Consider the following 18,184-nt stretch of genomic DNA (forward strand, 5'->3'; position numbering starts at 1 on the left):
TGGGAGCGCGCTTGCGCGCGACCGGAAGCCCGAGGCAGGTCGCGCGCAAGCGCGCTCCTACATAAGTGGCGGGGCGATTACTTGACGCGCCTGACCGACGTCTGGTCGTTGCAGCCGTCCACCGCCATGATCCAGTTGCCCATCAGCGAGCGACGGATGGTCACCTTGGGGTTGTCGCTGGACAGGCAGGCGATTTGCGTGGCGTCTGCCTGCTGCCACACCTGGCCATTGTCCAGCGTGAACTGGCCGTGGCCGTTGAAACCGCTGAAGTGGCCCTGCACGCGCCCCTGCACCGGGCCGGCCTTCTCGCTGCTCGGGTAGAACACCGGCTTGCCGCTCTGGTCGACCATCTTGGTGACCGTCTTGCCGTGGCCGCTGAGCCAGGCATCGAGATTCTTGAGTTCATCCGGGGACAGCTTGTCCAGGCCGGCAGCCTTGAACTCCTCCGCACTCATGCGCTGCTGCAGCGGCACGTACTGGTCGGCGGCGAAAGCGGCCGCGGGGAGGACAAGGGCGGCACTCATCAACAACGGCAGCAGGCGAACCAGGCGCATGGGGCAATCCTCTCGGGGCATAGGGGATGAAACGTCGCCGCCGCAGCATACACGGCATGAACCGCCGGTTCATGCGGCGGCGGAAAGGCCCGGCAGGTGCCCCGTCGGCTAGAATGGCGCCATGGTTCAAGCCGCCCTCAACGCAAGCTCGGGTCTCGCCGAGTGGCGCGAACGCGCCGGCAGCGTGCCGCCCGTGCTGGGCGAGGCGCTGGATGCGTGCGCCCTGCTGCCCATGAACCAGAGCGAATGCGTGGACGTGCTCGACCTGCTGGCCATGCTCGGCTGCGATGCGCAGACCCAGGCGGCGGCGTTGTGGTTCGAGGTGTCGCGCATCGATCCGGCCGCGTGGGCATTGCGTGAACCCCATCTTCCCCAGGAGTTGCAGCGACTCGTCGGCGGGCAAGTGGCGGCGGAGCGTGTCTGGGCGCTGCATGCACAGCACGGTGCGGACCACGGGGCGGAAGGCCTGCGGCGACTGTTGCTGGCGATCATCCGCGACCTGCGCGTGGTGTTCATCCTGCTGGCGCGACAACTCGCGCGCATGCGCGCGGCGAGCACGCTGCCCGACGGCGAGCGACAGCCGCTGGCGCGCCTCACGCGGGACATCCACGCACCGCTCGCCAATCGCCTGGGCATCTGGCAGCTGAAGTGGGAGCTGGAAGACCTGAGTTTCCGCTACCTGCAGCCCGATACCTACAAGCGCATCGCACGCCTGCTCGACGAACGGCGCGTGGATCGCGAGGATTTCATCCGCGAATCGCTGGCTCTGCTGCAGGAATCGCTGCAGGCGGCGGGCGTGCGCGCCGATCTCGCCGGACGTCCCAAGCACATCTATTCGATCTGGAAGAAGATGCAGCGCAAGGAGGTGGAATTCTCTGACCTCTACGACATCCGCGCCGTGCGCGTGCTGGTCGACTCCATCGGCGACTGCTATGCCGCGCTGGGCGTGGTGCACACGTTGTGGCCGCACCTTCCGGGCGAATTCGACGATTACATCGCGCGGCCCAAGGGCAACGACTACCGCTCGCTGCACACGGCGGTGATCGGTCCGCGAGGCAAGACGCTGGAAGTGCAGATCCGCACGCACGAGATGCACCGCATCAACGAGCTTGGCGTGGCCGCGCACTGGCGTTACAAGGAAGGCGGCGCGGGCGACAGCGAGTTCGAAGCGAAGATCGCCTGGATGCGTCGGCTGCTGGAACCGCGTCCGGACAGCGAGGGCGATCTTGCCGCGGAGCTGCAGACTGAGCTGCTCGAAGATCGCGTGTACGTGCTCACGCCCAAGGGCGAGGTGGTGGATTTGCCGCACGGCGCCACCGTGCTGGATTTCGCCTATCACGTGCATACCGAGGTGGGCCATCGTTGCCGCGGCGCCAAGGTCAACGGACGCATCGTGCCGCTGACCTTCCAGCCGGCCAGCGGCGACCGCGTGGAAGTGCTCACCGGCAAGGTGGCCGAGCCCAGCCGCGACTGGCTGTCGCCACATCACGGCTATCTGCACACCTCGCGCGCGAAGGAAAAGGTGCGCACGTGGTTCCGTCGCATTGCGCACGACGCCAACCTGGCTGCAGGCCGCGCCATTTTCGAGAAGGAGATCAAGCGGCTGGCCCTGCCGGCGGCTGACATCGGCAAGCTGCCCGCACATTTCCACCTGAAGACGCACGACGAACTGCTCGTCGCGCTGGCGCTGGGCGAAGTGGCGCCCGGCCAGATCGCCCGCGTGCTGCAGGAATCGATGGCGCCGGCCACGGCACCGCCGCCGCCCCCGGCCGGTGCGCAGGGTCGGCAGGCCGTGCTGGACCATAGCGCGCTCAGTATCGAGGGCATCGGCAACCTGCTCACCACGCTGGCACGCTGCTGCCAGCCGTTGCCCGGCGATCCGGTGCGAGGCTTTGTCACGCGAGGCCGCGGCGTGTCCGTGCATCGCGCCGACTGCGCCAGCCTGGCCCGGCTGGCCCGCCGCGATCCGGACCGTGTGATTGACGTGGCCTGGGGCAAGGCGGCCGCGCGGGCTTACGAAGTGGACATCGAACTGCGCGGCTACGATCGCAAGGGCTTGCAGAAGGACGTGACCAGCCTGATCAGCAACATGGGCACGCACATCATCGCGTCGTCCAGCCGCATGTTCGCCCACACCGGCGAGGTGGAAATGCGCTTCACCCTGCGGGTGCGCGACTTCGAACAACTCTCCAGCCTGCTCAGCCGCCTGGTGGCGCTACCCAACGTGGTTGACGCGCGACGCGTCAGCGGTGGCTGAACACGGTGCATGGCCGGCCGGGTGACAGGGCGGCGCGATGTTAAGCTGGTGGCGATTCATCCCACCTTCGTGAACCCATGAACGGACGCAAAGACCACAACCACCACGGGTCGGGCGGTCGCACCGAGCCTACCCTTGGGAACCTCGACAACCTGGATGGCAAGCAGCCGCCCAAGGCCAGGGAGGACGACGGTCTGCCGAAATTCACCTTCGACCCGGATATGGTGCGACCGGCGCCGCCGCAGCCGCCGGAGCGCCGCTTCCGGCGTCGTGGCTGGCTGATACCGGTGCTGCTGCTGGTGGTCATCGGCGTGGGCACATCGCTGTGGATTGGCCAGGACAGGCTGCGCGGCCTGGTGCCGAACACCGAACTGGACGGCATTCTGGGCCGTGCGGAAACGGCACTTCAGCAGGGCCATCTGGATGGCACCGACGGCAGCAGCGCACGCGAGTTGTTCGAAGCCGCCCGCGCGCTGCAGCCGGACAACGACCGCGCCCGCGATGGCCTGCGCAACGTGGGGCAGGCGGAAATCGCCCGCGCCGATGCCGCGCTGCAGGCCGGCAAGGTCGACGAAGCCGATCAGGCACTCACGTCTGCACGTGAACTGCTCGGCGGCGGCAGCGATGTCGATCGCCTGACCCAGGCGGTGGCGGCGGCGCGCAACGGCACCGTGCACACCGATCGCCTCATCGAGCAGGCACAGCAGGCATTGGATGCCGGCAAGATCGATGGCGACGACGGTGCCGGTGAACTGTATCGCCGCGTGCTCGCGGCCGATCCCAACAATGCCGTCGCCAAACACGGCATGGACAAGGTGGGTGATGCGCTTGCCGCCCAGGTGCACAAGGCGCTGGACGCCAACGACCGCACCACGGCGTCGACGCTGGTCGATCGCCTGGCTGTGCTGCTGCCGAGCTATGCCGAACTGCCCGCCCTGCGTGCGGCACTGGTACAGGTGAACGAGCAGGGCAGCACCGCCCTTGCCGATGCGATCAAGCAAGGTCAGGACGCGCTGCGTGATGGACGCATCGTCGGTTCGGGCGACGACACGGCCGAGGCTCGTTTCAAGGCCGCGCTGGCGCTCGATCCGGACAATGCCGATGCGAAGGCGGGCATGGGGCAGGTGGCGCAGGCCTTGATCGTGCAGGCCAATGCCGCGCTGGATCATGGCGATAGCGCGCACGCACGCGATTTGCTTGCACAGGCTGCCGAGTTGGCGCCGCATTCGGCCGATCTCGCGGCGGCGCGCGCGCGATTGGGCGAAGGACACAAGTCGAATGCCTCGCAAGTGGCCAAGGACGTCGCCAGCGATGCAGCGGCGGATAACGCCGACAACGGCGATGACCTGCAACATCCGCCGCTGACGCCGCAACAGGGCGCCGAGCTGGGCCGCATCATCCAGCGTGCCGACACGGCCGCGCGCCAGGGCAACCTGATGCTGCCGCCGGGCGAGAGTGCGTACGATCTCTACCGTCAGGCGCTGGCCATGGACGGCAACAACCCGGTCGCTCGACAGGGCCTGGAGTCACTACCCGGCCTGGCCATCACCCAGTTCAACCAGGCACTGGCTGGCGGCAACCTGCAGGCGGCGGGCAATCGCCTTGCCGATCTGGCCGACCTTTCGCCCGGCAATACCAACCAGGGTGTGTTGCGCCAGCGGTTGGCCGGTGCGTGGATGGATCAGGCCGAGCAGCAGCTGCAGAACGGCGATCGCGCCAATGCCGCGCAGTCGCTGGACAGCGCGCGCAAGCTCGCGCCGGGCAATCCGAGGCTGGCTACCCTGATGGCCCGCCTGCAGTCGGGCGGTTGAGGACACCTGCATGACGGTGGTGGTGTTCGGCGCCAGTACGCAGATTGGCCATTTCCTGTTGCCCCGGCTGCGCGAGCGCGGCGTGCCGGTGCTGGCGCTTAGTCGCAAGCCGCGGCCCGCGCAGGCCGGCGTGCAGTGGTTGCAGGGCAAGCTGCCCGGTGGTGTGCCCGAGCTGGGAACGCCGACGGCGGTGATCAGCTTCGGCCCGCTCAAATCCTTCGCCGAATGGCTCGACTCTGCCGGGCTGCCGGCCTCAACGCGGGTCATCGCGACCAGTTCGATGAGTGCCGAATCCAAGCAGGCGTCGGATGTGCCCGCCGAGCGCGAGATTTCGCAGACGCTGCGCGAGGGCGAAGCCGCACTGGCGGCAACCTGCGACCGGCAAGGCCAGCCGTGGACCATCTTCCGGCCCACCATCATCTACGGTGCCGGCATCGACAAGAGCCTGACACCGATTGCGCAACGGGCCAGCCGCCTGCACGTGTTCCCGCTGCCGGCCGGGCGTGGTTTGCGCCAGCCCGTGCACGCGGACGACATTGCCGCCGCCGTGGTGGCGGCGCTGGATCACCCCGCGTCGGCAGGCCACATCCTGCCGCTCGGTGGCGGCGAACGGCTCACGGCGGGTGAGATGTTTGCCCGCGTTCGCCGCAGCCTGGCCACGCCCACGCTGCCCCTGCCCATTCCCGCCGCCTTGTTGCGGCTGGGGCGTCACGCGGTGCCGCGCCTGCGCGGGCCGCTGACCCGCCTGGAAGCCAACCTGATTGCCGACAACAGCGAGCTGCAGCGGTTGTTGGGCATCTCGCCGCGCCCGTTTCGCCCCGACGCCGCGTGCTGGACCCCGCAGCCGCCCCTGTAGCGGGATCGCAGCCTCCGGGATGCCCGGGTGCTGCCCGTTCCGCGCCATAACCCGCGCCCCGCGTTCAGATGCCCGCCGGGAAGCAGGCCCTATGATCCCGGAGCCCCTTTCCTGTTCAGGATTGCCCCTACTTGGACTTCTTGACCCGTCTCCGCTCGATCTTCAGCGCCGTCTGGCCCTGGATCCGCATTCCGTTCTGGGTCTGCATGGGACTGCTGTTTGGCTTCGTGCTGCCGTACACGCTGGTGCTGAACAAGCGTGTGCAGGACCGCTTCAACGATCTGGTGTTCGCCGTGCCCACGCGCGTCTACGCGCGACCCCTGCCGCTTGCGGCGGGCACGCCGATGACGCCCGGCACGCTGGAGCTGGAGCTGACCTTCTCCGGTTACAGCAACGATGGCCGCGCAGAAGTGGCGGGCACCTGGACCAAGGAAGGCAGCACCTACACCATCTCCTCGCGCGGCTACGCCGGCCCGGATGGCGGTGAGCTGCCCAAGCGCATCCGCGTTGCGCTGGGCAAGGGGCAGGTGGCCAGCGTGAAAGACCTGGGCACCGGCAAGCCGATGGAGCTGACCCATCTGGATCCGGCGCGCATTGCCACGGTGTACGGCTCGCAGCAGGAGGAGCGCCGCATCGTGCGCCTGGCCGACGTGCCGCCGCTGCTGCTGTCTGGCCTGCAGGCGGTAGAGGACCGCGACTTCAAGCATCACTTCGGCATCGACCTCACGGCGATTCTCCGCGCCTCGTTTGCCAACCTGCGTGCGGGCCACACCGTGCAAGGCGGCTCCACGCTCACCCAGCAGCTGGTGCGCAACCTGTTCCTGGATCGCGAGCAGAACTATTCGCGCAAGTTCAACGAAGCGCTGATGTCCATCCTCATCGAGGCGCATTACGACAAGAGCCGCATCCTCGAGGCCTACGTCAACGAAGTGTTCCTCGGCCAGCAGGGCGGGCAGGCGGTGCACGGCTTTGCCGCCGCGTCGGAGTTCTACTTCGGTCGCCGCGTGGAAGACCTCAAGCCGCAGGAAATGGCCTTGCTGATCGGCATGGTGAAGGGGCCGAGCTATTACGACCCGCGCCGTTATCCGGACCGTGCGCTGTCGCGCCGCAACCTGGTGATCGACCAGTTCGCGGAAACCGGCCTGATCACGCCCGAGCAGGCCACCGCTTTCAAGACCACGCCGCTGGGCATCGTCACCAACGGCCAGCTGCCGCACAACCGTTTCCCGGCCTTCATGGACCTGGTGCGTGTGCAGATCACCAATGACTTCGACGATGAAACCCTGTCCAAGGGCAACCTGAGCATTTTCACCACGCTCGACCCGGCCGCGCAGATCTATGCCGAGCAGGCGATCACCACGACCACGGGCAGCCTTGGCAAGCGTGGCGAGGCGGCGCAGGCGGCAGCGGTGGTGACCGAAGCGCAGACCGGCGCCGTGCTCGCCATCGTCGGCAGCAAGGTGCCGGGCGACCAGGGCTTCAACCGCGCACTCGATGCCCGTCGCCAGATCGGCTCGCTGGTGAAGCCGTTGGTGTACCTGGTGGCACTGACCAATCCGGGGCGCTGGAACCTGGCCAGCCCGGTGGAGGATTCGCCGATCAGCCTGCGTCAGCCCGACGGCAGCTACTGGACCCCGAAGAACGACGAAGGCGACGTGCATGGTTCCGTGCCGATGGTGGATGCGCTGGTGCACTCGTGGAACCTCGCCACGATCAATCTGGGCATGAACATCGGCGTGTCGCGCATCAAGGCCTTCCTCGAATCGTTCGGCCTCACCGACGTGAACGCCAGTCCGTCGCTGCTGATCGGCGCGGTGGACATGGCGCCGCTGCAGGCCGCCCAGCTGTACCAGTACATCGCCGCCGATGGCCACGCACTGCCGCTGCTCGCCGTGCGCGGCGTGGTGGATGCCCGCGGGCAGACGGTGAAGCGCTACGAAGTGAAGACCGGCCCCGGCGAATACCAGCCGGCGGTGCGCCTGGTGACCTGGGCCATGCAGCAGGTGGCACGTTCCGGCACGGCGGCCTCGATCGGCAACTCGGGCCTGGCCTACCTCAATGCGGCGGGCAAGACCGGCACCAGCAACGACATGCGCGACAGCTGGTTCGCCGGCTTCACCGGCGACCACCTTGCGGTGTTCTGGATGGGCCGCGACGACAACAAGCCCAGCGGCCTGTATGGCGCCACCGGCAGCCTGCGCGCCTGGCAGGAGCTGTTCAAGAAGCTGCCCACGCGCCCGCTGCCGGCGGCACCGGGCGACGGGCTGGAAATGGCGTGGGTCAACACGGCGGACGGCAAGCGTTCGGAAGCCGGTTGCGAGGGTGCGCGGCAAGTGCCCGTCGTGGCCGGTACACTGTCGTCCGACGCCGAGGGCTGTTTCTGGCAGCACGTCGGCAATTTCTTCAGCGGTGATGCGTCGCCTGCGCCGGCATCCACCGCCCCCATCCGGTAACGACCATGCTCCGTCACACGCTTCGCCTGTCCGCCCTTCCTGCCTCACTGGCCGTGTTGTTGCTCGCCGCGTGCAGCCAGCCCACGGCGCCGTCGCAGGCGACGCGTCCCACGGTGTCCGACGACCAGATGCTGACGGCCATCCATGCCGCGGGCGACAAGGAGAAGTCGGTGATCGACGTGAACCCGCTGCGCGATCCCGGCGTGGCAGCGCTGCAGGATGCCGCCGAAGGCGACCTGCGCGTGGGCAAGTACAGCGACGCGGCCGGCAAGCTCGACCAGGCGCTGAAGATCAGCCCGGATTCCCCGGATCTGCTGCAGGATCGCGCCGAACTGGCGATCCGCCTGAAGGACTACGCCGGCGCCGAGAAGTTTGCGCATCGCTCGTGGGAACTGGGCCCGAAGCTTGGGCCGCTGTGCGCGCGCAACTGGCAGACCATCGCCGAACTGCGCCAGCGCGCCGGTGATTCGGCGGCTGCAGCAGCGGCGAGCAAGAGCGTGACGGAGTGCCACAAGGAAGGCATGCAGCGTTACTGACTCTTGACCGGCCTCTTGTAGGAGCGCACTTGTGCGCGACCAGGCCGCACGGTCAAACAGTGGCGGTGCGGTCGCGCACAAGTGCGCTCCTACATTGAACGGAGCGCCCTTACCGCCGCCGCTCTTCCATCAACCCCACCAGGTTCCCATCCGGATCGCGCAGGAACGCCAGCCACAAGGTGTGGTCGGGCAGTTCCGCCGAAGCCCGTGGCTCATGCTCGCCCACGGCGCCGCGATCCAGCAGCGACAGGAACTGCTGCTCGATATCCGTAACCTTGAAGTAGAGGATGGAATTGCCACCCACCGCACCGGCACCCTGCGGCGTGGACAACATCAGGCGCACGCCACCGGCATCGAGAAACGCCAGGTTGGTCGCGGGGCGAAACAGGAAGGGCAACTCGAGAATGTCGCGGTAGAACGCCAGCGCGGCATCGACGTCGCTGACGGTGACGGCAATCTGGCCGATACCGGTGATCCGTGAGGACATGGCGAGGCTCCGCGGCAGGTGCAACGCAAGCATACGCGGCAGTTTAGTCCGGCGCGACATTCCGTTGCATCATGAACTCCCAGGTGTTGTTTGGCCGCAACGGAAAGCCGAACCACGGAACCTCCGGCGTTCTTGCCAGCGATCCAGGGCTCGTAGCTGCACAGCTCTGGTGTTCGCCATAGCCGACCAGCTCAGTGACCAGGTCGCTGGCGGTTCTGAGGATATCGTCGCGTTGGGAATAGTTGGCAAAGGCCGCGGTGGTTTGTGTGTAGGCGCGCAATACGCCGCGCCCCACCGATGGGGCGTACCACAGTATTTCCTTGCTGACACCTTCGACAGAACACGATTCGCTGGCGCAGCGTTGGTCATGCAGAATCGGGTCGGACGAGCGAGGATTGCTCTTGGTCCAGGTGGTGTAACGCTCGATGACGATGGTGTCGAACGTGCCGGCACCCACCTGTCGCTTTTCCGTGCCCGTCACTTCACTGGTGACGACAGCGTGGTAGTGGTACTGCCAAGAAGCTGTCGACCCGAGAGGAGCGGTGACGGTTTCGTCCACGGTATCGGTCCACTGTTTTCCCTTGATGAGGGGAAACACAAGCTTTCTCGATTGTTCTGTGGAATTGGAGCGAATCGGCGTGTAGGTGTCGATGCGTTCTTTCATCAGTACGGTGGTTGGACCACCGTTACCCATCTCGTAAGTCGCAACGCCGGAGTCCACGCTCTTGAGAGTCAATTGCAGCGGTTGGTCACCGCCATTGCTGTAACACCAGGTCGTGCCGATGGCGGGAAGCGTTCGAGTCTGTGCCTGCGACGGAGCGGCAAGCGTTTTTTTGCTGTTGACGTAGGGCAGATGACCGCGGCTGCCAGAAGCCAGCTTGCGGCCAAGGCGAATCGGTGGAGGCGTGGAGAGAACATGGGGCGCTACAGTGTTCGAGTCCCCCTCATTGTTGGCCACGAGCCATCCGGAGTCAGTGGGGACATTTCTGAGTTTCCAGACAGTTCTCGGAGGCGCCCATGTCGGCGATACTTGCCGGATGACCGATCACGAGGACGTCGCCGCGCTGCTGGGCACGGAAGGCCCGTTTGCCCGCGAGCTGCCCAATTTCGCTCCCCGCGCCGCGCAGCAAAGCATGGCGCGCGCGGTGCAGCACGCCATTGCCGAGCGCGAGACGCTGATTGCCGAGGCGGGCACGGGTACCGGCAAGACCTTTGCGTACCTGGTGCCGGCCCTGTTGTCGGGTGAGCGCGTGATCGTGTCCACCGGCACCAAGGCGCTGCAGGACCAGCTGTATTTCCGCGACCTGCCGCGCGTGAAGTCGGTGCTCGATGCGCGCCTCAAGATGGCGCTGCTCAAGGGGCGTTCCAACTACCTGTGCCTGTACCGGCTGGACCAGACCGTGCGGGAAGGATCGACGTTCGATCGCACGCAGGCCTCGCAGCTGGCGGCGATCCGCACCTGGTCCGCGCGCACGCGTCGTGGCGACCGCGCGGAGCTGGCCGAGGTGCCGGAGGAGTCGCCGCTGTGGCCGCGCGTCACCTCCACGCCGGAGAACTGCCTGGGCGTGGAGTGTCCTTTCTACGACGACTGCCACGTGGTCAAGGCGAGGCGCGACGCGCAGGAAGCCGACCTGGTGGTGGTGAACCATCACCTGCTGTTCGCCGACCTGGCGCTCAAGCAGGAGGGCTTTGGCGAGATCCTGCCGGGTGCCAGCGCCTTCATCCTCGATGAGGCTCATCAGGTTCCCGAACTGGCCGGACAGTTCTTCTCGCAGAGCATCAGCGCGCGCCAGCTTTCCGACCTGGCGCAGGACAGCCTGACCGAATGCAACGGCGTCACCGGCGCCATCGGCCTGGTGCTGGAGCCGGCCGAGGCCGTGCAGGACGCCGTGCGCCGGTTGCGCCTGGCGATGGATGCCTTGCCCGAGCGTGGTCCGTTCCATCAGCTGGAAGCCAGGCGCGAAATCGGCGATGCGCTGCACGATCTGCGCGAAGTGCTGGCCGCATTGACGGACGTACTGGCGTCGCAGGCCGAGCGTTCGCGGGGATTTGCCAACGCGCACGAGCGCGCGGCACTGATCAGCGAACGGCTCGACCGCATCGCCGAACGCGACAGCGAGCGCGACGTGCGCTGGTACGAGCTGTTCCCGCGCGGCTTCGCTTTGCATGCCACGCCGCTCGACCTCGCCGCGCCATTGCGCGCGATGCGCGAACAGACGCAGGCCGCGTGGATCTATACCTCGGCCACGTTGTCGGTGTCGTCGAGCTTCGATCACTTCGCCCGTCAGCTCGGGCTGGACGATCCGCAGACGCTGCAGGTGGAAAGCCCCTTCGATTACGCGAAGCAGGCGCTGTGTTACCTGCCTGCCGGATTGCCGGACCCTTCTGCGCGCGACTACACCGATCGCGTGATCGAAGCGGTGCTGCCGGTGCTGCACGCATCGCACGGTCGTGCCTTCCTGCTGTTCACCTCGCATCGCGCGCTGCGTCGCGCCGCTGAATTGCTGCAGGATCGCGTGCCGTGGCCGTTGTTCGTACAGGGCAGCGCGCCGCGCCACCGCCTGCTGGAGGAGTTCCGTCAAAGCGGCCACGGCGTGCTGCTGGGCGCCGCCAGTTTCTGGGAAGGCGTGGACGTGGCAGGCGAAGCGCTCAGCGTCGTGGTGATCGATAAACTGCCGTTCGCTTCGCCCGATGATCCGGTACTGCAGGCCCGGCTGGAAGCGCTGGAGCAGGCGGGCATCAATCCCTTCATGGGCTGGCAGGTGCCCAGCGCGGTGATCGCGCTCAAGCAGGGTGCAGGGCGACTGATCCGCGACGTGCATGACCGCGGCGTGCTGATGCTGTGCGATCCGCGTCTCACCACCAAGGGCTACGGTCGCCTGTTCCTCAACAGCCTGCCTGCCATGCCACGCACCAAGGACCTGGAGCAAGTGAGGGCCTTCTTCTCGGACGAGGTCTCCACGCCTGCCTGAACGCGGCGCGTCGCGAATAGGCATCCGTGCGTCCCCCGACCGTTGCAGGAATGCAACACGTACGCGCTGGCACTGGCATCTGGCGTACCGCCGGAATGATGATGGCCGGCACCAACTCCGGGAGAGGGCACGAACATGGCCAAGGTCACGGGTCTCGGTGGCATCTTCTTCAAGGCGCGCGATCCAGCCGCGCTGGCTGACTGGTATGCGCAACACCTGGGATTGCAGGTGGAGGGCTGGGGTGGCGTGCGCTTCGACGAAGATCCGGCGCGTCCGGGCTACACGCTGTGGTCGCCATTCGCGGCAGACACCACGTACTTCGCGCCCAGCACACAGCCCTACATGCTCAATTTCCGCGTGGACGATCTCGACGGCATGTTCGCGCAGCTGCAGGCAGCGGGCGTGGCCACCGATGGCGACATCGAAGACAGCGAATACGGCCGCTTCCTGCGCATCATGGATCCGGAAGGTACGCGCCTGGAATTGTGGCAGCCACCTGCCTGAGATTATCCGTGCGCGCCGTCGGTGCTGGCGGCCATGTCGCGCAGCGCCCGCACGGTCGCTTCATCGGCGGGTACGAAGGCTTCGAGCGCCAGTTCGGCGAGCGTGACGTCCATCGGCGTGCCGAACACCGTTGTCGTGCTCAGCATCGACAGCACCCGGTCGCCCAGCGCGAGTTCCATCGGAATGGCGACTTCGCCCGCGACGAAGTCGTGGGTCGACGGATCGTCACCGGGATAGCTGCGCAGTTCCTGGTATAGCGACACCAGTTCCTGATCATGGGTGGCATCGATCTGCCGGCGCAAGCGATCGAGCAGATGCGCGCGCCATACCGGCAGGTTGCGGATATGGGGCGCGAGCCCCTCGGGATGCAGGCTGACGCGCAGCACATTGATGGGTGGCGTCAGCCATCGGGGTGCCAGTCCGGCAAGCAGGCGCTGCGTAGCCTGGTTGCTTTCAACCAGATTCCAGTGCCGGTCGACGGCCAGCGCAGGGTAGGGCTCCAATCCCTTCAGCAGCAGCCGTATCGAGCCCAGCACCGTGCTAAGGGCCGGATCGGCCATCGTGCGCTCGCGGTAGACCGCGGCGAACCCCGCGGCAACCAGCAGTTGGTTGCGTTCGCGCAAGGGAATATCCAGGTACTCACACAGGCGCAGGATCATGTCGCGGCTGGGCTGCGCGCGGCCCGACTCCATGAAACTCAGGTGGCGCGTGGAAATTTCCGCGCCGCTGGCAAGGTCGAGCTGGCTCAGGCGTCGATGGCGACGCCATTCGCGCAGAAGGTCACCCACGGGGCGTTGCTGGACAGCCACAGCATTCATGCACTGGCTCCTGGTGAGGATGACCGGATCCCGCTCGATCCGCCGCGCCGATGATCCCACGGCGCGACGGCCTTGCCCTGCGTCGTGAGTCATGCATTGGCAAGGGATTCGATGAACGACTGCATGTCCCGCAGCAGACGGCGTTGGTGCGTGTGGTACATGCCGTGGGGTGCATCCGCGTACTCCAGATACCGGCAGTCGGGAAGCATCTCTGCGATGCCGCGGCCGACGGCGACAGGTTCGCTGACATCGCGCTGGCCATGAATGAGCATCGCGGGTATGGAGATGCGACTCGGATCGTCACGCAGGTCGGCGCCCACGCGCGTACGGAAACATTCCGTCGCGGCATGCAGTGACGTGTTCAACATGGTGTCGATGGTGCGTCGTATCACGCCCTCGCTGGTGCCTGTTTCCTGTGGCAGATAGAAGCCGTCGGCACCGTCGGCAAGCCATTGCGGGAAGTCCGCCCGGATCGCGTCGAGCGCGGGTTCGAACATTGATGCCGGCAATGGCAAGCCCTTGTCGTCGACATAGTGCAGAGACACCGGTGACAACAAGATCACCCGGGCGATGCGTTCGCTGCCATGGCGAGCCAACAAGCGGATGCATTCGACGCTGCCCATGGAATGGCCGACCAGCGTGAGGTCGCGCAGGTCGAGGTGTTCGATCAGTGCGGCAAGGTCATCGGCGAGGCGGTCATAGCCGTAACCGTGGCCAGGGCGATCGGAGCGGCCGTGGCCGCGGCGATCCATCGCGATGGTGCGCATGCCGTGTGCGTTGAAGTGCAGCATGTGCGGGGCCCACATCTGGCTATCCAGTGCCCACGAGTGAACGAACAGCATGGGCTTGCCGCGGCCCCAGTCTTCATAAGCCAGCGTGACGCCATCGTTGGTGGTGAAACTTGGCATGGTGATATCTCCGGTGGGCGCGGACGGCGACGACCGTCCGCGCGTTGGATTCAGATGACCTGGGGAACCTTGTCGAGGAAGCCGAACACCTGGCGGATGCGTCCGTTCTCCAGTGAGGCGACGTCGAAGCCGATCACCAGGGGCTCGTCGGCGTCCGGCGCGGCGAGATGCCACTGGAAGCGGAGCGTGTCGTGGTGCGCGTCGACCTCGCCGGCCAGCGCAAAGCGATGGCCCGGGAACATGTTCTGCACCGCGACGACGGTGGCGTCGATGGCCTGCCAGCCCTTCGCATCCACCATCGGATCGGTGTAGCGCGCGTGTTCGGCGTAGGTGTCTTCGATGAGGCTGCGACGGCGCAGGGCGTCGGTTTCGTTTCAGCTGGCGATGTAGCGTGCGGCGAGATCGTGGGCGTGGGTGGTCATGGCGATGTGCTCCGGTGGTTGGTGTGGGCACAGCTTGCGGCGCGCGGCGCAGCCAGGCGATTACCTCAGGGGTAACGACTTGCGTCCCGGTTCTGCCATAACTCGCTGGTCCGCCGCCTCTCGACGGGCCGCCGGTTCACCCGCAAGGCGGTTCTCATGCAGATTCCGATACAAGGGAATCTGTCATGGGACACTGGATGAAAGGCTGGACTGCCAAGGTGCTGGGCGTGGGCCTGCTGGCGCTGCTTATGCTGTTGCCGTTGTGGAAAGTGCAGTCGCTGGTGCAAGAGCGACAAGGCATGCGGCAAGCAGCGATCGATCAGATTGCACAGGGCTGGGGCAGTGAGCAGGTACTGGGCGGGCTCGTGCTCGCCGTGCCGTCGCAAGTGGCGACGCCCCAGCCTTCCGGTGACATGCGCGGGGTGGTGGATACGACCTATGTGCTGCCGGATACCGCGACGGCAGTGGTGGACATGACGGTGGACAAGCGTCGTTACGGCATCTACGAAGCGCCAGTGTTCGCCTCGACGGTGCAGTTGCAGGGACGCTTTACGCCCGAGGACATTGCCCTCGCGCGACAGGCGGACGGTGCGAGCTGGGTGGACGGCAAGGCAGAGCTTCGCCTCGTGCTGGGTGACCTGCGCGGCCTGCAGGAAGTGACGGAACTGAAGATCAATGGCATGGCGCAGCGTTTCGAATCGTCGGCGGTGACGTTCGGCGGATCGTCGTCGACCATCGTGGTGCCGCTGGATCTGGCATCGCTGCAGGATCAACCAGTGGAGTTCTCGGTGAAGTTGCGCGTGGCAGGGACGCAATCGTTGCAGGTGCTTCCACTGGCGCGGACGACCGACGTGACGATGCACGCCCCTTGGCCTGATCCGAGTTTCATCGGTGCGGCGCTGCCGCTCGAGCGCACGGTGAACCCCGAAGGATTCTCGGCGCGCTGGCATCTGCTGGATCTCAATCGCAAATTCGGCCAGTCATGGCACGCCAGCGACGCGCGCGTAGACGCCGCGGTGCATGATGCTGCATTCGGCGTCGCCCTGTTCCAGCCGGTGGACGTCTATCAGCGCAATGTCCGCGCGGGCAAATACGGCCTGCTGTTTGTCACCATGACGTTCGTCGCGTTCTTCCTGTTCGAAGTACTGAGGCGCCTGCGCGTGCATCCCGTGCAGTACCTGTTGGTGGGGGCGGCGCTGACTTCGTTCTATGTCCTGCTGCTGGCCTTGTCTGAGCAGATCGGTTTCGGGCCGGCCTACGCGATAGCCGCGGCTTCGGTGGTATCGATCATCGGTGGCTACGCGATGGCGGTGCTTGGGGCACGCCGGGCGGGGCTGCTGCTGGGTGGCGCGCTGGCCCTGGTCTACGCCATGCTCTACGTGGTTCTCGCGGCCGAAGCGTATGCCTTGCTGATCGGCGCCGTGGTGCTGGTGCTTACCGTGGCCCTGCTGATGTACCTGACCCGCCGCATCGACTGGTACGCCAGCATGCCTGCGGCCGCCCAGCCCGCTATCATGGAGCAGCCATGAATCTGCTTGCCATTGAAACCTCCACCGAAGCCTGCTCCGTCGCGTTGATCCACGGCGACGAAGTGGTCGCCCGCAGCGAAATCGCGCCGCGCCGTCACGCCGAACTGGTCCTGCCCATGGCGGACGCCCTGTTGGCCGAAGCCGGCCTGGGTCGCCACGCCCTTGATGCAATCGCGGTGGGTCGTGGCCCGGGTGCGTTTACCGGCGTGCGTCTGGGTATTTCGCTGGCGCAGGGCATGGCACTGGCGCTGGATATTCCGGTGGTGACGGTGTCGTCGCTCGCGGCGCTGGCGCTGGAAGCCCCCGAGGATGACGCCAGTGTTCTTGCAGTGATCGATGCCCGCATGGGCGAGATCTACGCCGCCAGTTATCGGCGGGACGACAACGGCGGTCTTATCGAGCTCGATGAGGAACGCGTGTGCTTGCCCGATGCACTCACGCTGTCGCCGTCATCTGGCTGGCATGTGGTTGGCACCGGCTGGACCACCTATGCGGACATACTCCGGCCCCGGCTCACCGGCGAGCTGCTTTCCGCCGAAGGTGCGCGCTATCCGCAGGCGCGCCATGTGGCCGAGCTTGCGGCGCGCGAGTTTGCCGCCGGGCGTGCCCATGCGCCGGAACATGCGTTGCCGGTGTATCTACGCGACAAGGTCGCCCTGACGCTGGTGGAGCAGGGCAAGGCCTGAGGCTTCAAGTCCCCTGAGGAGTTCGTCACGGATGACCGTTGCCGGTGGTCCGTGGCGATGGCGTGCGCGGCCGGCGCATGACCGGCGTGCTTCCCGGACGTCCGGACGGGCTTAACCGCCGCGTGCAGCCTTGTTGGCCACGCCTGCGGATTCGATGTCCTGCCTGCGCGCGGCCCACTGCACGGCCTGCGCGTTCTTGATCGCCGGCAGCAGGCCGGGGAAGCGCTGTTCGATCTCCGCACAGCGCGTGGTGTTGAGCATTTCCACGCCACGACGCTCGCTGCGGATCAGCCCGGCCTCGCGCAGGGCACGGAAGTGCTGCGACAGCGTGGACTTGGGGATGCAGCGGTCTTCCATCTTCAGGAAGGCCGAGCAGGTGTTGGCGCTGTCCGCGCAGGACAGCTGCCAGTAGATGGCCGAGCGAACGGGGTCGGAAAGGGCATGCAGGATGCCTTCCACGGTCACGTCGTCGATGGAGGGGTGGGTCAGAGGCCTCATGTGCTGATTTTAGCAGCACTTGAAAACTAGTTCATAAGTTCGTATGTTGCGAACTATTGAAGTTTAGCGTTGTCCCTGATTCCTCTCCCCCATCACTGAACAGGTCCCGTCATGAGCAAGCTCAAAGATAAAGTGGCTGTGGTTACCGGCGCATCCAAGGGCATTGGCGCCGCCATTGCCAAGGCGCTGGCCGCGGAAGGTGCGGCGGTCGTGGTCAATTACGCGTCCAGCAAGGCCGGCGCGGACGCCGTGGTTGCCGAAATCACCAAGGCGGGCGGCAAGGCCGTGGCCGTCGGTGGCGATGTTTCCAGGGCTGCCGATGCACAGGCTCTCGCCGATGCCGCCGTGTTGAACTTCGGGCGCCTCGACATTCTGGTGAACAATTCGGGCGTGTACGAGTTCGGCGCGCTCGACGCCATCACCGAGGAGCACTTCCACAAGCAGTTCAACGTCAACGTGCTTGGCCTGCTGCTGACCACGCAGGCGGCGGCTCGCCACATGAAGGATGGCGGCAGCGTCATCAACATCGGTTCGCTGGTCACGCGCATCGTGCCGGCCGAAAGCGCCGTCTACACGGGCACCAAGGGTGCGGTCGATGCCATCACCGGCGTGCTGGCGCGCGAGCTTGGCCCGCGCCAGATCCGCGTCAACACGGTGAACCCTGGCATGGTCGAAACCGAAGGCACGCATGCGGCGGGCTTCATCGGTTCGGACTTCCATCAGGGCGCCATCGCACAGACGCCGCTGGGCCGTATCGGCCAGCCGCAGGACATTGCGTCCATCGTGACCTTCCTCGCCTCCAACGATGCGTACTGGCTGACCGGCGAGCAGCTTTTCGCCGGCGGCGGCATGCGCTGATCCATCGACCATAGAGCGTTGCCGCGTGCATCCCG

General features: G+C 66.3%; 17 protein-coding genes. 10 read left to right on the forward strand and 7 right to left on the reverse strand.

From position 1 onward, the window contains the following. Positions 1 to 77 precede the first annotated feature (77 nt). The gene (locus H8F01_RS14105; protein WP_187055723.1) at positions 78 to 554 is read right to left on the reverse strand and encodes a hypothetical protein; all 477 of its coding nucleotides are present in this window, start codon (positions 552 to 554) and stop codon (positions 78 to 80) included. Positions 555 to 675: 121 nt separating this feature from the next. On the opposite strand from H8F01_RS14105, the gene H8F01_RS14110 reads away from it, so the two are divergent. The 5 genes from H8F01_RS14110 (at position 676) to H8F01_RS14130 (ending at position 8,467) form a co-directional block, all read left to right on the forward strand. Next, the gene (locus H8F01_RS14110; RefSeq protein WP_187055724.1) at positions 676 to 2,811 is read left to right on the forward strand and encodes a RelA/SpoT family protein; all 2,136 of its coding nucleotides are present in this window, start codon (positions 676 to 678) and stop codon (positions 2,809 to 2,811) included. A 77-nt stretch (positions 2,812 to 2,888) separates the two neighbouring features. Further along, the gene (locus H8F01_RS14115) at positions 2,889 to 4,622 is read left to right on the forward strand and encodes a hypothetical protein (protein ID WP_187055725.1); all 1,734 of its coding nucleotides are present in this window, start codon (positions 2,889 to 2,891) and stop codon (positions 4,620 to 4,622) included. Between the two features lie 10 nt (positions 4,623 to 4,632). Further along, the gene (locus H8F01_RS14120; RefSeq protein ID WP_187055726.1) at positions 4,633 to 5,478 is read left to right on the forward strand and encodes an SDR family oxidoreductase; all 846 of its coding nucleotides are present in this window, start codon (positions 4,633 to 4,635) and stop codon (positions 5,476 to 5,478) included. Positions 5,479 to 5,609: 131 nt separating this feature from the next. Further along, entirely contained in the window at positions 5,610 to 7,931 is a 2,322-nt protein-coding gene (gene mrcB / locus H8F01_RS14125) for a penicillin-binding protein 1B (RefSeq protein WP_187055727.1), read from the forward strand. Between the two features lie 5 nt (positions 7,932 to 7,936). Continuing rightward, positions 7,937 to 8,467 (forward strand): tetratricopeptide repeat protein, encoded by a 531-nt coding sequence (locus H8F01_RS14130; protein ID WP_187055728.1) that lies wholly within the window; start codon positions 7,937 to 7,939, stop codon positions 8,465 to 8,467. A 109-nt stretch (positions 8,468 to 8,576) separates the two neighbouring features. Here H8F01_RS14130 and H8F01_RS14135 read toward each other — a convergent pair whose 3' ends face one another. Both H8F01_RS14135 and H8F01_RS14140 read right to left on the reverse strand, forming a co-directional pair. Next, the gene (locus H8F01_RS14135; RefSeq protein WP_187055729.1) at positions 8,577 to 8,954 is read right to left on the reverse strand and encodes a VOC family protein; all 378 of its coding nucleotides are present in this window, start codon (positions 8,952 to 8,954) and stop codon (positions 8,577 to 8,579) included. Between the two features lie 43 nt (positions 8,955 to 8,997). Further along, the gene (locus H8F01_RS14140; RefSeq protein WP_187055730.1) at positions 8,998 to 9,912 is read right to left on the reverse strand and encodes a hypothetical protein; all 915 of its coding nucleotides are present in this window, start codon (positions 9,910 to 9,912) and stop codon (positions 8,998 to 9,000) included. A gap of 79 nt (positions 9,913 to 9,991) precedes the next feature. Between H8F01_RS14140 and yoaA the strand changes: the two genes are divergently transcribed. Both yoaA and H8F01_RS14150 read left to right on the forward strand, forming a co-directional pair. Further along, positions 9,992 to 11,926, forward strand: a complete 1,935-nt coding sequence (gene yoaA, locus H8F01_RS14145; RefSeq protein WP_187055731.1) for a DNA repair helicase YoaA — start codon at positions 9,992 to 9,994, stop codon at positions 11,924 to 11,926. A gap of 135 nt (positions 11,927 to 12,061) precedes the next feature. Next, complete coding sequence (locus H8F01_RS14150) at positions 12,062 to 12,430, forward strand: VOC family protein (protein WP_187055732.1); 369 nt, start codon at positions 12,062 to 12,064, stop codon at positions 12,428 to 12,430. A gap of 2 nt (positions 12,431 to 12,432) precedes the next feature. Here H8F01_RS14150 and H8F01_RS14155 read toward each other — a convergent pair whose 3' ends face one another. The 3 genes from H8F01_RS14155 to H8F01_RS14165 form a co-directional block, all read right to left on the reverse strand. Continuing rightward, positions 12,433 to 13,248 carry a helix-turn-helix domain-containing protein gene (locus tag H8F01_RS14155; RefSeq protein WP_187055733.1) on the reverse strand — a complete coding sequence of 272 codons (816 nt, stop codon included), beginning with the start codon at positions 13,246 to 13,248 and terminating at the stop codon, positions 12,433 to 12,435. A gap of 89 nt (positions 13,249 to 13,337) precedes the next feature. Further along, positions 13,338 to 14,156: an alpha/beta fold hydrolase gene (locus H8F01_RS14160; protein ID WP_187055734.1), complete on the reverse strand. Its 819-nt coding sequence runs from the start codon at positions 14,154 to 14,156 to the stop codon at positions 13,338 to 13,340. A 50-nt stretch (positions 14,157 to 14,206) separates the two neighbouring features. Further along, the gene (locus tag H8F01_RS14165) at positions 14,207 to 14,455 is read right to left on the reverse strand and encodes a hypothetical protein (RefSeq protein WP_238480992.1); all 249 of its coding nucleotides are present in this window, start codon (positions 14,453 to 14,455) and stop codon (positions 14,207 to 14,209) included. A 308-nt stretch (positions 14,456 to 14,763) separates the two neighbouring features. Between H8F01_RS14165 and creD the strand changes: the two genes are divergently transcribed. Continuing rightward, positions 14,764 to 16,107 (forward strand): cell envelope integrity protein CreD, encoded by a 1,344-nt coding sequence (gene creD, locus H8F01_RS14170; RefSeq protein WP_187055735.1) that lies wholly within the window; start codon positions 14,764 to 14,766, stop codon positions 16,105 to 16,107. Continuing rightward, entirely contained in the window at positions 16,104 to 16,793 is a 690-nt protein-coding gene (gene tsaB, locus H8F01_RS14175) for a tRNA (adenosine(37)-N6)-threonylcarbamoyltransferase complex dimerization subunit type 1 TsaB (protein ID WP_187055736.1), read from the forward strand. The genes creD and tsaB overlap by 4 nt, the downstream gene beginning before the upstream one ends. Positions 16,794 to 16,904: 111 nt before the next feature. On the opposite strand, the gene H8F01_RS14180 is transcribed toward tsaB, so the two are convergent. After that, positions 16,905 to 17,291, reverse strand: coding sequence for an ArsR/SmtB family transcription factor (locus H8F01_RS14180; protein ID WP_187055737.1), 387 nt, complete (start codon positions 17,289 to 17,291; stop codon positions 16,905 to 16,907). A gap of 111 nt (positions 17,292 to 17,402) precedes the next feature. Here H8F01_RS14180 and H8F01_RS14185 point away from each other — a divergent pair, with 111 nt between their 5' ends. Further along, complete coding sequence (locus H8F01_RS14185) at positions 17,403 to 18,149, forward strand: glucose 1-dehydrogenase (protein WP_187055738.1); 747 nt, start codon at positions 17,403 to 17,405, stop codon at positions 18,147 to 18,149. The last annotated feature ends 35 nt before the right edge of the window (positions 18,150 to 18,184 follow it).

Source organism: Dyella telluris (assembly GCF_014297575.1).
Taxonomy (GTDB): Bacteria; Pseudomonadota; Gammaproteobacteria; order Xanthomonadales; family Rhodanobacteraceae; genus Dyella; species Dyella telluris.

Coding starts and splice junctions, on each gene's coding strand:
- H8F01_RS14165 (WP_238480992.1), bottom strand. CDS start 14,455: ATGGTGGATGCGAAGGGCTGGCAGGCCATCGACGCCACCGTCGTCGCG.
- H8F01_RS14180 (WP_187055737.1), bottom strand. CDS start 17,291: ATGAGGCCTCTGACCCACCCCTCCATCGACGACGTGACCGTGGAAGGC.
- H8F01_RS14150 (WP_187055732.1), top strand. CDS start 12,062: ATGGCCAAGGTCACGGGTCTCGGTGGCATCTTCTTCAAGGCGCGCGAT.
- H8F01_RS14155 (WP_187055733.1), bottom strand. CDS start 13,248: ATGAATGCTGTGGCTGTCCAGCAACGCCCCGTGGGTGACCTTCTGCGC.
- H8F01_RS14160 (WP_187055734.1), bottom strand. CDS start 14,156: ATGCCAAGTTTCACCACCAACGATGGCGTCACGCTGGCTTATGAAGAC.
- H8F01_RS14115 (WP_187055725.1), top strand. CDS start 2,889: ATGAACGGACGCAAAGACCACAACCACCACGGGTCGGGCGGTCGCACC.
- H8F01_RS14135 (WP_187055729.1), bottom strand. CDS start 8,954: ATGTCCTCACGGATCACCGGTATCGGCCAGATTGCCGTCACCGTCAGC.
- H8F01_RS14130 (WP_187055728.1), top strand. CDS start 7,937: ATGCTCCGTCACACGCTTCGCCTGTCCGCCCTTCCTGCCTCACTGGCC.
- H8F01_RS14185 (WP_187055738.1), top strand. CDS start 17,403: ATGAGCAAGCTCAAAGATAAAGTGGCTGTGGTTACCGGCGCATCCAAG.
- yoaA (WP_187055731.1), top strand. CDS start 9,992: ATGACCGATCACGAGGACGTCGCCGCGCTGCTGGGCACGGAAGGCCCG.
- H8F01_RS14110 (WP_187055724.1), top strand. CDS start 676: ATGGTTCAAGCCGCCCTCAACGCAAGCTCGGGTCTCGCCGAGTGGCGC.
- H8F01_RS14120 (WP_187055726.1), top strand. CDS start 4,633: ATGACGGTGGTGGTGTTCGGCGCCAGTACGCAGATTGGCCATTTCCTG.
- tsaB (WP_187055736.1), top strand. CDS start 16,104: ATGAATCTGCTTGCCATTGAAACCTCCACCGAAGCCTGCTCCGTCGCG.
- H8F01_RS14105 (WP_187055723.1), bottom strand. CDS start 554: ATGCGCCTGGTTCGCCTGCTGCCGTTGTTGATGAGTGCCGCCCTTGTC.
- creD (WP_187055735.1), top strand. CDS start 14,764: ATGGGACACTGGATGAAAGGCTGGACTGCCAAGGTGCTGGGCGTGGGC.